This window comes from Kitasatospora sp. NPDC057692, assembly GCF_042799475.1.
GTDB lineage: Bacteria > Actinomycetota > Actinomycetes > Streptomycetales > Streptomycetaceae > Kitasatospora.
This window is the reverse complement of record NZ_JBHVIV010000018.1, coordinates 69845-82799: the sequence shown is the minus strand read 5'-3', so window position 1 is coordinate 82799 and position 12955 is coordinate 69845. Positions and strand designations below refer to the sequence as shown.

At 75.3% G+C, this 12955-nt stretch carries 13 protein-coding genes; 7 read left to right on the top strand and 6 right to left on the bottom strand.

The window, feature by feature from the left end; genetic code table 11:
- The first annotated feature begins 13 nt into the window (after nucleotides 1–13).
- From ACFVFS_RS13375 to ACFVFS_RS13360, 4 genes are all read left to right on the top strand, one after another.
- Complete coding sequence (locus ACFVFS_RS13375) at nucleotides 14–304, top strand: HypC/HybG/HupF family hydrogenase formation chaperone (protein ID WP_380623423.1); 291 nt, start codon at nucleotides 14–16, stop codon at nucleotides 302–304.
- Entirely contained in the window at nucleotides 301–1425 is a 1125-nt protein-coding gene (gene hypD / locus ACFVFS_RS13370) for a hydrogenase formation protein HypD (protein WP_380623421.1), read from the top strand. The genes ACFVFS_RS13375 and hypD overlap by 4 nt, the downstream gene beginning before the upstream one ends.
- A gap of 100 nt (nucleotides 1426–1525) precedes the next feature.
- The gene (gene hypE, locus ACFVFS_RS13365; protein ID WP_380623479.1) at nucleotides 1526–2515 is read left to right on the top strand and encodes a hydrogenase expression/formation protein HypE; all 990 of its coding nucleotides are present in this window, start codon (nucleotides 1526–1528) and stop codon (nucleotides 2513–2515) included.
- 200 nt (nucleotides 2516–2715) lie between these two features.
- Nucleotides 2716–3537 (top strand): lipase family protein, encoded by an 822-nt coding sequence (locus ACFVFS_RS13360; protein WP_380623419.1) that lies wholly within the window; start codon nucleotides 2716–2718, stop codon nucleotides 3535–3537.
- A 427-nt stretch (nucleotides 3538–3964) separates the two neighbouring features.
- Here ACFVFS_RS13360 and ACFVFS_RS13355 read toward each other — a convergent pair whose 3' ends face one another.
- From ACFVFS_RS13355 to ACFVFS_RS13335, 5 genes are all read right to left on the bottom strand, one after another.
- Nucleotides 3965–4372 carry a hypothetical protein gene (locus ACFVFS_RS13355; protein ID WP_380623417.1) on the bottom strand — a complete coding sequence of 136 codons (408 nt, stop codon included), beginning with the start codon at nucleotides 4370–4372 and terminating at the stop codon, nucleotides 3965–3967.
- 285 nt (nucleotides 4373–4657) lie between these two features.
- Complete coding sequence (locus ACFVFS_RS13350; RefSeq protein WP_380623415.1) at nucleotides 4658–6583, bottom strand: glycoside hydrolase family 5 protein; 1926 nt, start codon at nucleotides 6581–6583, stop codon at nucleotides 4658–4660.
- A 209-nt stretch (nucleotides 6584–6792) separates the two neighbouring features.
- Nucleotides 6793–7617: a universal stress protein gene (locus ACFVFS_RS13345; protein ID WP_380623413.1), complete on the bottom strand. Its 825-nt coding sequence runs from the start codon at nucleotides 7615–7617 to the stop codon at nucleotides 6793–6795.
- 100 nt (nucleotides 7618–7717) lie between these two features.
- On the bottom strand, nucleotides 7718–8032 hold the full coding sequence (locus ACFVFS_RS13340) for a hypothetical protein (RefSeq protein WP_380623411.1): 315 nt from the start codon (nucleotides 8030–8032) through the stop codon (nucleotides 7718–7720).
- A 121-nt stretch (nucleotides 8033–8153) separates the two neighbouring features.
- On the bottom strand, nucleotides 8154–9356 hold the full coding sequence (locus ACFVFS_RS13335) for a CapA family protein (RefSeq protein WP_380623409.1): 1203 nt from the start codon (nucleotides 9354–9356) through the stop codon (nucleotides 8154–8156).
- A 147-nt stretch (nucleotides 9357–9503) separates the two neighbouring features.
- On the opposite strand from ACFVFS_RS13335, the gene ACFVFS_RS13330 reads away from it, so the two are divergent.
- From ACFVFS_RS13330 to ACFVFS_RS13320, 3 genes are all read left to right on the top strand, one after another.
- Nucleotides 9504–9869: an alkylmercury lyase gene (locus ACFVFS_RS13330; protein ID WP_380623407.1), complete on the top strand. Its 366-nt coding sequence runs from the start codon at nucleotides 9504–9506 to the stop codon at nucleotides 9867–9869.
- Between the two features lie 147 nt (nucleotides 9870–10016).
- On the top strand, nucleotides 10017–10724 hold the full coding sequence (locus tag ACFVFS_RS13325; protein ID WP_380623405.1) for an LPXTG cell wall anchor domain-containing protein: 708 nt from the start codon (nucleotides 10017–10019) through the stop codon (nucleotides 10722–10724).
- A gap of 97 nt (nucleotides 10725–10821) precedes the next feature.
- Entirely contained in the window at nucleotides 10822–11379 is a 558-nt protein-coding gene (locus ACFVFS_RS13320) for a hypothetical protein (RefSeq protein WP_380623403.1), read from the top strand.
- A 34-nt stretch (nucleotides 11380–11413) separates the two neighbouring features.
- Here ACFVFS_RS13320 and ACFVFS_RS13315 read toward each other — a convergent pair whose 3' ends face one another.
- A complete protein-coding gene (locus tag ACFVFS_RS13315) occupies nucleotides 11414–12676 on the bottom strand; it encodes a glycosyl hydrolase family 8 (protein ID WP_380623401.1) in 1263 nt (420 codons plus the stop codon).
- Between the last annotated feature and the right edge of the window lie 279 nt (nucleotides 12677–12955).

Genomic DNA, 12955 nt, shown 5'->3' with positions numbered 1-12955 from the left:
GAGGAGAGAGCGCATGTGCCTGGCGGTGCCCGGCAGGGTGATGGAGATCGCGGAGCGCGACGGCACGCGGATGGCGGTCGTCGACTTCGGCGGCGTGGTCAAGGACGTCTGCCTGGAGTACCTCCCCGATCTGGAGGTCGGCGAGTACGCCATCGTGCACGTGGGGTTCGCGCTGCAGCGGTTGGACGAGGAGTCGGCCCGGCGGACCCTCGACATGTTCGCCGAACTCGGCCTGTTGCAGGAGGAGTTCGGCGACCCGTGGGAGGCGGCGGCCGGGCCGGCCGGAACGGAGGAGCGGAATTGAGGTACCTGGAGGAGTTCCAGGACCCGGAGCTGGCGGGCGGGCTGCTCGCCGACATCCGGGCGGCGGTGACCAGGCCGTGGGCGCTGATGGAGGTGTGCGGCGGGCAGACGCACAGCATCATCCGGCACGGGATCGACCAACTGCTGCCCGAGGGCGTTGAGTTGATCCATGGTCCGGGCTGCCCGGTGTGCGTGACCCCGCTGGAGGTGATCGACCGGGCGCTGGCGATCGCGGCCCGGCCCGGGGTGGTCTTCTGCTCGTTCGGAGACATGCTGCGGGTGCCGGGCACCGACCGCGACCTGTTCCGCGTCCGCGGCGAGGGCGGGGACGTGCGGGTGGTCTACTCGCCGCTGGACGCGCTGCGGATCGCCAGGGAGAACCCGGACCGCGAGGTGGTGTTCTTCGGGATCGGCTTCGAGACGACGGCCCCGCCGAACGCCATGGCCGTCCATCTGGCGAGGAAGCAGGGGGTGCGCAACTTCAGCATGCTGGTCTCGCACGTGCGGGTGCCCCCGGCGGTCGAGGCCATCATGAGCGCGCCGGAGTGCCGGGTCCAGGCCTTCCTGGCCGCCGGGCACGTGTGCAGCGTGATGGGCGTCGACGAGTACCCGGCGCTGGCCGAGCGCCACCGGGTGCCGATCGTGGTCACCGGCTTCGAGCCGCTCGACATCCTGGAGGGGATCCGGCGCACCGTACGGCAGTTGGAGCGCGGCGAGCACACCGTGGAGAACGCCTACCCGCGGGCCGTCCGCCCGGAGGGGAACCCGGCGGCGCGGGCCATGCTGGCGGACGTCTTCGAGGTGGCCGACCGGGCCTGGCGGGGGATCGGCGTCATCCCGGACAGCGGCTGGCGGCTCTCGCCGCGCTACCGCGACCACGACGCCGAGTACCGCTTCGACGTCACGGGGATCACCACCCGCGAGCCCGCGCAGTGCCGCAGCGGCGAGGTGCTGCAGGGGCTGCTCAAGCCGGACCGGTGCGAGGCCTTCGGCACCGTCTGCACCCCGCGCACCCCGCTCGGCGCCACCATGGTGTCCAGCGAGGGGGCGTGTGCCGCGTACTACCTCTACCGGCGGCTCGGCGCGCCGGGCGCATCCCGGGAGGCGAGCCCCGTTGGCTGACACCGAGACCCTGACCGGGGCCCTCGCCGGGCCGTCCGCCGCGCCCGGCCTCTCCGGGTGGAGCTGCCCGCTGCCGCTGCGGGACCACCCCCGGGTGGTGATGGGGCACGGCGGCGGCGGGGCGCTGTCCGCCGAACTGGTGGCGGGCCTGTTCGCCCCCGCCTACGGCGGCCGGGCGCTGGCCGGCCTCGCGGACTCCGCCGTGCTCGAACTCGGCGGCGCCAGGCTCGCGTTCTCCACCGACTCCTACGTCGTCCGGCCGCTGTTCTTCCCCGGCGGCTGCATCGGCGACCTCGCCGTCAACGGGACGGTCAACGACCTCGCGATGAGCGGGGCGCGGCCGGCCTACCTCTCCGTCGGCTTCATCCTGGAGGAGGGGGTGGAGATGGCCGTGGTGGACCGGGTGGCGAAGGCCCTCGGCGCCGCCGCCCGGGCGGCCGGGGTGGAGGTCGTCACGGGCGACACCAAGGTGGTCGAGTCCGGCCGGGGTGACGGCGTCTACCTGAACACCGCGGGCATCGGGCTCGTCCCGGCGGGCGTGGACATCCGCCCGCAGCGGGCGGCGCCCGGCGACGTGGTGATCGTCAGCGGGGACCTCGGGCTGCACGGCGTCGCGATCATGAGCGTCCGCGAGGGCCTGGAGTTCGGGGTCGCGATCGAGAGCGACTGCGCCGCGCTCGGCGGGCTGGTCGAGGCGATGCTCGCCGTCGCCCCCGACCTGCACGTGCTGCGCGACCCCACCCGGGGCGGGCTGGGCGCGGCGCTCAACGAGATCGCGGCGGCGGCCGGCGTCGGGGTGGTGGTGAACGAGCGCTCCCTGCCGGTGCCGCCCGAGGTGGCCAACGCCTGCGCCGTGCTGGGCCTCGACCCGATGTACGTCGCCAACGAGGGCAAGCTGGTGGCCTTCGTGCCGCGCGGCCGGGCGGACGCGGTGCTCGCCGCCATGCTGGCGCACCCGCTGGGCGCGGGCGCGGCGGTGATCGGCGCGTGCGTGGCCGAGCACCCCGGCACGGTCGTCGCCCGGACGGCGTTCGGCGGCACCCGGGTGGTCGACCTGCCGATGGGGGAACAGCTGCCGAGGATCTGTTAGCTCCCCGCGTACGGCGGGGCCCCGGCGGACGGGAGGTCGTCCGCCGGGGCCCCGCGCCGTCCGGTCGCCCACGAACGGTGGGCGGGGTAGCGTCGCTGCTGGTCACCGGAGCGTCGCGGACCGCAGTCCCGGGACGGGCGCGGGAGGGGGCCGCCGCGGCCTGCGCCGACCGTCCGCCGATCCGACAGGAGTGTGCCCCCATGGCCGTACCCGCCACCTTCGACCAGAGTGCGACCGGCTTCGGCCTCCCGCTGGCCTACAACCTGGCCAGGGCCGCCGACCTCGCCTACAAGGACGAGGCCACGATCGAGGCGCAGGCCCGCGAGTGGGGCTTCGAGACCGTGCGCCACCACCGCACCCGCTTCACCCCGCCGTTCCCGCTCCAGGACACCCAGGCCTACACCATGGCCGGCGACCGGATGATCGTCACCGCCTTCCGCGGCACCGAGCCCGCGCAGATCCGCGACTGGCTCACCGACGGCACCACCCCGCCCTGGCCCGGACCCGCCCGCACCGGCTACGTCCACTACGGATTCGCCGAAGCCCTCGAATCCGTCTTCCCGGACGTCGCCAAGGCCGTCGACGACCTGCGCACCGACGGGCAGAGCGTGTGGTTCACCGGGCACAGCCTGGGCGGGGCCCTCGCCATGCTGAGCGCCGCCCGGCTGAGTCTGGAGGACCCCCGGCTCCAGGCCGACGGCGTCTACACCTTCGGCCAGCCGCGCACCTGCGACCGCCTGCTCGCCGCCGCCTACAACAAGGGGCTCCAGGGCCGCACCCACCGCTTCGTCCACGACAACGACATCGTGCCCCAGCTGCCCCCGGAGCCCGCGTTCACCCATGTGGAGACGCTGCACCAGATCGACTCGGCGGGCCGCGTCCGGGAGCGGACCGGGCTGGTCGCCGGTCTGGCCGACCGTGCCAAGGGCCTGGGCGCCGCCGCCTTCTCCCCGGACGGCGAGGGCGTTCGCGACCACCTGATGCGCAACTACCTGGCGGCCCTGGAGAAGGCCCTCGCCTGACCGTCCCGGTGACGGCCCGGCGGATCTCGGGGAGCGGTGCTCCTCTTCCCCGGCCGGGGCGCCGGGGCTCCGGCCCCCGCCGGCCGTCCTACCGGTCGGCGGGGGAGCCGGCGGAGAGCCGTTGGGAGAGGTGCACCGGGACGACGGAGAGCAGCCCCAGGACCGCGGCCACGACATCCGGCGCACCTCCTCCCTCGCCCGCGCCGCGGCCGCGGCGGCGGCGGCGGCCGGAGCCTGCGGGGGCGGGCGGTCGTCGTTGCTCACGTCGGGCGGTCCCTCTGTGCGGTGTCGGGTGCGGGGCGGTCCTCCTGGTCCCGCATCCTCGACGGCCGCCCGTTCTGACGCCGGTCGGCACCGGGGGCGCCCCGGTGCGCGGTCAGCCGCACACCGGGGCGCCCTCCGGTCGACCGGGCTCAGCGCCGGACGGTCACTTGGCGACGATCCGGGTCGTGGTGGTGGTGCGGATGAGGTGCTCGTCGACGATGTAGAGCGAGAGGTCCACGGCGTCCCTGGCCCAGGCCTGGTCGGCCGAGGCGGTGCTCACCGGGACGGTCGCGGTCCTCGTCGTGCCGGAGCAGGGGACCTTGATCGTGCCCCGGCCCGACACCGCGGACTGGGTGCCCTTCACGGTGATGGTGGCCGTGTCGGAGGCCGGGCTGCACTGGTAGGTCACGGAGACGTTCAGCGTCCGGCCGGCGTCCGCGACGGTGGCGCCGGTGCCGGAGATCGAGATGGGGTTGGCGTGGGCGGGCGCGGTGGCGAGGAGCACGCCCGCCGCAGCGACGGCGGGGACGGCCAGGAGACGGGTGAACCTGGTACGAACGGAAGAACGCATGGCGATCTGCTCCAGTCGGGACGGGGACGCGGGGAATTCCCGCGCCCCCATCGTGCGGTCCGCGACCGTCCGGGGCGCCGGGGGAATGGCCGGACGACTGAAATCATTCCGCGAAATGGCGTGGAGTCATCCGCTCCGAGCTGCGTGTACGCCGTGTATATCGGGTGTCCATCGCCTTCGGATATGTTCGGCCGGGCGGGCCTTCCGGTGAAATCGGCGACATCATCGGGAATGGTCGGGGGAATTCCCTGATGATTCCCCCGGCCTTTTCCGTCCGCTCCGGTTTCAGCTCAGCGGGCGGCAGAGCAGGGCGTCCGGAACGCCGTAGTGGAGCCATTTCCAGGTGTCGGCGACCCCCGCGAGGTACTCGCCGTCGGCACACTGCCCCTTGTAGTACCCCGGCGCCCAGTCGCCGGGGGTGGCGCCGCCGGTGGCCGGGCGGTTGTCGCCGCGGTCGAACCACACGGTGCGGCCGGTGGTCGGCAGCGGAGCGGCGGACGGCGCGCAGAGCAGCGCGGCCATGGCGTTGTTGCGGACGCTGTAGCCGACGGCGAAGGTCTGGTCGGGGCACTGGAGCTTGTCGTAGCCGGAGGCCCAGTCGCCCCCGGTGACGTAGCGCTGGTCGGTGACGGTCACCCAGGCGCCGCCGCCGGTGGCGGGGCGGCCGGCGTCGGTGCACAGGCCCCGGCCGTCGCCGCGGCCGAGGCCGACCAGGCGCTGGCCGTCGGGGCAGTTGCCCTTGCGGTTGCCGCTGCTCCAGTCGGGCAGGGCCAGCATCCGGGTGGACACGTTCCGGTCGCCGTGGTCGAGGTCGAGCATGTTCCAGCGGCTCGCAACCGCCACCGGCCCGCGGTACGAGGGCGCGTCGATCAGCCTGCTCCAGGCGGCGGCGCGCCAGTCGCCCGGGTCGGTCAGGCCGAGCCGCCGCCCGTCGGCGTCGTAGGAGAGCAGCGCCCAGGAGTCGTTCGGGACGCCGCCGCTCTGCCAGCCGATCAGCGGCCAGACGGCGAAGTCGGTGTCGTTGGCGACCAGCAGGTCGGTGAACCGGTCGAACCAGGCCTGCTCCTTGGCGTTGGCGGACCCGCGTCCGGCGGCGCCGAACTCGCTGATCCACACCGGCGCGGTGAAGTGCTGGCCGGCCCCGGTGACGAACAGGGCCTGCTGGTCGACCACCCGGGCGAGCTGCTCGGGGGTGAAGTCCTCGTAGCGGGGATCGCTGGTGGAGCCGGGGCCGCTGCCCGCGCCGGTGTTGGCCGGGCCGGTGTAGGCGTAGAAGTGCGCGGCGTAGACCAGCTTGTCGGACCGGACGAGCGTGTTGGAGAGGGTGGCGACCGGGGTGAGCATCGGCCGGCCGTGGGAGAACCCGGCGGCCGGGATGCCGTACCAGTTGATGCCCTCCATGACGACCAGCAGGTCCGGGTCGGCCTGGAGGATCCGGTTGCCGGCCTCCTCGAAGGCGGCGTGCGCGTCGTGGCCGTCGCCCGTTCCCCAGTTGGGGTCGTCCCAGACGTCCCGGCGGATCTCGTTGCGCAGATCGGCCCCGACTACCCGCTTGTCCGCCTTGTAGCGGTTCACCAGGAACAGCCAGTCGTCCACCCACTGCTGGGTCGTCTGGCCGCTGTTCCACCGCTCGTTGCCGTCCAGGCCGCAGCAGAACCGGTAGCCGGTGGTGTGGTTGTTGAGGATCACCGCGAAGCCGTCGGCGGTCAGCGCGGCGACGACGGCGTCGAACACCTGGAGCGGTGTCCTGTCCCGGAGCTGCGGGTTGGCGGTGACGGCGGCGTCCGGCACCGGGGCGGTGTCGTGGATCATCGCGTTGGCGAACGGGAGGCGGACGCTGTTCAGGCCGAGGCCGTGGAGGTCCGCCAGGATGCGGTCGATCGGGACCCGGTCCAGGCCGAGCGGGATGTTGTACGACACCTGGCGGGCCTGGTTGTTGGCCGGGTCCGTGGTCGAGCCGCTGCCCTCCCAGGTGCCCTGGGCGCCGGCCCAGTTGCCGGCCTTCAGCTTGAACCGGTCGCCCCTGGCGTCGACGACGTAGCGGCCCCGGGTGCTCAGCGGGCCGGTCCAGGAGGCGGCGAGCCCGGCACCGGTCAGCACCGGCCCGGCGGGGGCGGGGACTTCGGCGGGTGCGGGTGGTGCGGCGGTTGCGGCGGGGGCGGCGCCGGCCGCCGGCCCGGTCAGGAGCGAGGCCGCCGCGACGGCGGCCACGAGGAGGCGGCGGTGTAACCGCGGAACACGGACGGGACTGCTGGGATTCACGGTGTCTCCAGGGAAGGAGCGGTGCAGGGATTGCTGACGCTACGTCCAACTGCGGCCCGCGAACAGGGGGAGGCGGCCGCCACCGGCCCCCGGCCGCCGTTCGCCCCCGGCCCCGGCCACGGTCGTGCGACGGCGGGCGGGGCCGGGGGCGAACGGGGTCAGTGCAGGGGCACGACGGCGAGCGGGCAGGTGGCGTGGTGGATGACCGCGTGGGCGACCGGGCCCAGGTGGGCGCCCATCGGCCGGTGGTGGCGCCGGGCCCCGATGACCAGCAGGCCGGTCCCGGCGGCCGCGTCGACCAGCGTGATCCCGGCGTGGCCCATCAGCACCTCGGTGGAGACCGGGAGCTCCGGGTGGCGTTCGAGCCAGGGGGCGAGCGCCGTGTCGAGCGCCCGCCGGGCGTCGGCGGCCAGCTGGTGCTCCAGGCCGCCGACGGCGCCGAAGTGCAGGTACTCGTTGCCGGCCGGCGGCCCCCAGGCGTGCACCACGGTGAGCGGGTCCCCGCGCCGGGCGGCGGTCCGGAAGGCGAGGTCGAGCACCGGGTCGCAGGGATGGGCGAGGTCCACGCCCGCGGTCACGCCGCGCGGTCCCTCGGCCCGGGCGTCGCCGCCCGCGGCGGCCCGCACCAGCACCACCGGGCAGTGTGCCGCGCCGAGGACCCGCTGACTCACCGAGCCGGTCAGGAAGCCCCGCAGCGAGCCGAGGCCGCGGGAGCCGAGGACCAGCAGCACGGCCCGCTCCGAGGCCGCCGCCAGCGCGGCGACCGGGTCGTCCGGCGCCCGGGCGACCCGCACGTCCAGACCCGGGAAGAGGACCCGCAGGGCGTTCGCCTCGGCCGTGGGCGTCCGGTCCGGCTCCCGCGACCCGGCCAGCAGCACTTCGAGCGCCAGCCCCTGCCGGACGGCCTCGCGCGCGGCCCAGTGCGCGGCGGCCCGGCCGGGCTCCGAACCGTCGAAGCCGGCGATGATCCGGTCGGCCGCCACGGTCCGCCTCCGATCCCGGCGCCCGCCCGCGGGCGGGCCCGCCCTCCCTCCATCATCCGCCCGCCGCCGTGCCGCCGCCCGCCCGCACCGGGCCGGCCGGTTACAGCGGGTGGTCGTAGAGGTTGAGGCCGCCGGTGATGTCCGAGCCGTCCACCCAGAAGGTGCCCGTGTTGCCGTACTGGTCGTAGGCGACGATCTGCGGGCGGAACCACTCCTGGCCCTCGGTGTAGTCGATCAGCCGGAGGCGGGAGAGCAGGTGCCGCGGATCGAGCTCCACGGCGTTCCCGTTCTCGTCGGTCGGCTCGACCGAGATCGTCACGCCGATCCGGTTCCGCCCGTTCGCGTACACGGTGCCCCGCTCGTCACCGCCGTCGAGTTCGACCGAGAGCCTCGCCACGCCCGTCCATGTCGCCATGCCTGGTCCCCTTTCGAGGGCCTCGAAGGAACGGCCCTCGCACCAGCCTGACGGCCCGTCGTCCACCGCGGTGGGGGAGCGCGCACATTGACCGATTCCCGCACGCCCCGCCGTCCGCCGGCTACGGGGCCGTGGCCAGCCCCGCCGCGGCGGCGCCCCGGCTGAGGACCACCGTGCCGATGTGGTCCAGGGCCCTGGCGTAGTCGGTGCGGTCGGGGGCGTTGCGGGCGGCCTGGCGCAGGTCGAGGACGCGGGCGGGCGGGCCGAGGTCGGTGATCTGGGGGAGGAACTCGGCCTTGGCGACGGTCCAGCGCCCGCCCGGGGTGCCCGGCGGGGTGAAGGTGAAGCGGGCGATCGAGCTCCAGTTGCCGCGCGGGTCCTCGGCGTCGGAGTAGTTGATCATGCGGCCGGCGAGCTGGTCGCCGAGGCCGTAGACGGTCCAGGTGTCGCCGATCCTCTCGTACGCCTGCGGGATGTGGGCGTGGGTGCCGAGGATCAGGTCGACGGCCGGTCCGTCCCCGGCCTTCCCGGCGGCCCGCCCGGCGGCCAGCTCGCGGGCCAGGGTGAGCTGCTGGTCGTTCGGGGCGTCCTGCCACTCCGTGCCCCAGTGGACGCTCACCACGACGAGGTCCGCACCGGCGGCGCGGGCGGCGCGGGCGTCGGCGAGGATCCGGTCGCGGTCGATCAGGTTCACCGCCCAGGGGCGGTCCGCCGGCAGCGGGATGCCGTTGGTGCCGTAGGTGTAGGCGAGCTGGGCGACGGTGGCGCCGCCGGCCCGGAGCAGCGCGGGTCGGCCGGCCTCGGCCTCGTCGCGGGCGGAGCCCGTGTGGGCGAGGCCCACGGCGTCCATGGCGTCGAGCGTGCGGCGGATGCCGGCCTGGCCGTCGTCGAGGGTGTGGTTGGAGGCGGTGTCGCAGGAGGTGTACCCGGCGTCCTTGAGGGCACGGGCGACCTGGGGCGGCGACTTGAACGTCGGGTAGCCGGTGAACGGGCCGCCGTCGGGGCCGTAGACGGTCTCCATGTGGCAGATGGCGAGGTCGGCGGCGCTGATCAGGGGCTTGACGTCGGCGAACATCGGGCCGAAGTCGTAGCCCTCGCCGCCGGCGTCCCGGTTGGCCTGCCGGATGATCTCGGCGTGCGGCAGCACGTCGCCGGTGGCGAGCAGGGTGAACGGGCGCGGTCCGGCCGGGGACGCGGTGGCGGTCGTGGCGGCCGTGGCGGGAGGGGCGTCGACCGGGGGCGACCCGGGCGGGGCGCCGCAGCCCGCGGCGAGGAGGAGCAGCGGGACGGCCACCGCGGGGACCGGTCGACGGGGCAGGCGCATGGTCGGCTCATCTCATGGGCGGAAGGTGCTACCGGCACTCCGACTATGCGGCGCCCCGGCGGCTCCGCCGCGCCCCCACGCCCTGGGGTCACCCGCCGAGGGGCTACGGTCGACACCGGGGGAGCGACGATCTGGAGGGCCGGACGGATGCGGATCACGGTGCTGACGGTGGCGGACTGCCCCAACGCCGGGCCGGCGGTGGAGGTGGTCGTGGCCGCCCTGGACGGCCGGGAGGCGGAGGTCGAGCTGGTCGAGGTGCGCGACGAGGCCGAGGCGCTGGGCCGGGGCATGTACGGGTCGCCGACCGTTCTGGTCGACGGCACCGACCCGTTCGCCCCGCCGGGGGCCGTGCCCAGCCTGTCGTGCCGCCTGTACCGGGACGCCGACGGCACCGTCTCCGGCGTGCCGGACGGGGCCGCGCTGCGCCGCGCGCTGGCCGGATCGGCCGGATCGGCCGGGTCCGGGCGGGCCGCGGCGGCCTCGGACTGCTGCGGGCGCTCCGGCGCGCGGTGAACCCGATCCGGCCCGCCGCCCGTGTTCGGGGGCGAGAGCCGCGTCGAACCACCGCCGCCCGCCGCCGCCACGGCGGGCGGCGGTCCCTCCTCGGGGGGAGGGCGTGCGCGGCGATCCCGCTCCACGAACTCCCTGGGAGAGAAACAGATGAAGCACATCCGCCGGACGGCCGCGGTCACCGGGGGCGCGGTCGCCGCCCTCGCCCTGGCGGGCACCGGGACCGCCTTCGCCTGGAAGCCGAGCGACGCCTCGCTGGAGATCGGCTGCCGGACGGACGCCGGCCACGTCGAGCTCGTCCTCGGGAACCGCTACAAGGCCGCCGGCGACTACACCCTGAGCCTGGTCGGCGGCAGCGAGGTGCACCGGGGGCGGATCGAGGCGAACGCCACCGTCAAGGTGACCGTCGGCTACTCGGGCCAGGGCGACACCTGGCGCTACACCCTGGCCGACACCCACGTGGACAGGAAGGTCGCGGACGTGCCGCTCTGCCCGTCCGCCACCCCGACCCCGACCGGTACGCCGTCCGTTCCGGCGGTCCCGACCCCGAGCCCCACCGCGACCCCGACGCCGAGCGGGACGCGGTCCGTCCCGCCGACCCCGGCGCCGACCGCGACCGCCCCGGTGACGACCCCGCCGAGCAGCACGCCCCCGCCGACCACCCCGCCGCCCGCGCCGACCACCCCCGCGGCCGTGCCGAGTGCCTCGCCCACGCCCGGGACGACCGGCGAGCCCGCCCTGGCCCAGACCGGCGGCGGGGACAACACGCCGCTCGCCCTGGCCGGCGGCGCCGTGCTGGCCGCCGGCGCGGGCCTGGTCCTCGTCGCGCGCAGGGCGGCGGCCCGGCGCCGCGCCTGACGGGCGGGGGCCGGTCGAACCCCGCGGGGTGCGCCGCCCGTGCTACCGGCTGAGGCCGGTCGGCAGTCGGCCCGCCGGACGGAGGAGGAGGACAGCGATGGCCTGGTACCAGGGGCCGAGCCGGATCACGGTGACGGCGGTGGACGGGCGGTATCCGCAGCGGGCGGTGGTGACCGTCCGGGGCGCCGCCCCGGTGGAGGTCCCCGGCGAGGTCGGCGCCGTCCACGTCGTCGAGGCGGCGAGCTGGCAGCTCGACCTGGAGCACCGGGACCAGGCCGAGTGGCGTCCCAACGTCCGTGCCGTACAGGGCCGGTGGCAGGAGGTCCGGGGCGTGCAGACACAGGTCGTGCACAGTCGCAACCGCGACCACGACGGCGACCGCCGGGACCGCAACCTGGTGCTGCGGATCGAGCGGGTCGCACCGGCCCGCGACGACCGCCCGGCGTCGGCCGCGGCCGCCCGCCGGACCACCGCCGCGTCGCACGGCCCGGCGGTCGCCGCGGCTCAGGCCGCGCCGCCGCGCACCTCGGCCGGAGCCGCGGGCGGTGGCACGGCGGCCCCGGCCCCGGGCGTGCGGACGAGCGCGACGGGAGGCGCCACCGGGACGGGGGGCACGACCCGGACGGCGACCTCGGGCGGTTCCTGGACCGGCTGACGCGCCGTCCGCCCCGCCCGCGCCCGCAAGGGGGTCACGGCCGCCAGTAGTTGCCGGAGGCCACGATCATCGACTGGAGCTGGACGCTGCCCCCGTAGTAGAGCGAGGGGTTGATCGGCGTCGCGACCAGCTTGTTCCAGAGGGCGTCGAGCCAGGCCTGGGAGCCGGGGTCGGTCGTCGCCGTGACGACGAACGGCGCGGTGAACGCCATGTCGCTGCCGCTGTCGAAGGCCGAGCCGTTGAGGTGGTAGCCGGTGACGACGCGGTCCGGGTTGCCGCCGGTCTTCGAGCGGATCCAGGAGTTCAGCTTGCGCGCCGAGGCGAGCGAGGCGGCGTCGCCGCTGGTCACGGCGTCGGCGCCGATCCGCCACGGGTCGCGGCAGGCGTTCCAGCCGTAGTCGCCGTCGTTGGGGCTCTCCAGGACCTGGCCGGCGGCGGGCTTGGGCGTGCTGTCGGTGTTGACCACGAAGTCGGCCAGCAGGCCGGTGCCCGCGGCGTACCTGGCCTGCTGGGAGGTGATCAGGTTCTGGTGGGCGGTGCGGACGGTGTCCCAGGCGGCGTCGCCGGTCGCGGACCTGAACGCGCGGAAGTGGTCGATCATCCAGTCCGAGGACCGGGTGACGTAGTACAGCGGGTCGCCGGAGCCGGACCAGTCGCCGAGCCGGGTCAGATGGGTGGTCGGGTTGATCTCGCTCGCCTTGATCGCGGTGATGCGCTTGACCGCGAGGCCCTTGTAGTCGTACGTCCCGGCCGAGCCCCACTGCCGGTCGGCGAGCAGCAGCCCGTAGGCGACGTCGAGGTCCCCGTCGGTCGCCGAGTCGGAGCCGTTCACGCTCCGGCAGGAGGAGTCCTGCTCGGCGGCCAGCAGGTCGGGGTTGTTGACCGAGGGGTGGGCGAGCACGAACTTCAGCAGGCCGTCGAAGGCCGTCCTCGCGTTGGGGTCGGCGCCGGCCATCAGGGCGGTGATCACCAGGCCGTAGCCCTGGCCCTCGGCGACGTACGGGTGGTCGGCGTCCGGGGAGCGGACCTCGTACCAGCCGTTGCCGCAGTTCTGCTTGAGGAAGGCGGCCTTCCAGGCGTTGTACTTGTCGATCACCTGCTGGTCGACGGCCGACTGGGCGCCGCTCGGCCGCAGCGTGCCCGCGGCGTACGGGAAGGTGTGGCTGCCGAAGGGGACGGCCGGACCGGCGGCGGTGGTGGGGGCGGGGCTGGAGGCGGTGGCGCTCGCGGCGGGCAGCAGGGCCAGGGCGGCGGGGAGCAGGGCGGCGGTGGCGAGGGCGCTCTTGAGTCGGTGCACGTCTACTCGATTCTCCGATGCGCGGGGGGACGCGGAGGGGGCGCGGTGCGAACTCAGGTGGCCACCGGGGACGCGGAGTTCAGAATCGCGAGCCGGACGCGGGCACGTCAAGAGGGATAGTTAGGGAAACTTCCCAAAGGGCGTCCGGGGCCGCCCGCGCTTGCTGATCGCGGGGGCACCTCCCCGGCGCGGGGCGCGGGGGGGCCCCCCCCCCCCCCCCCCCCCCCCCCCCCAGCCGGAGCCCGCCGCCCCCGGGCGCCCCCAGGGAGACCCCGCCGA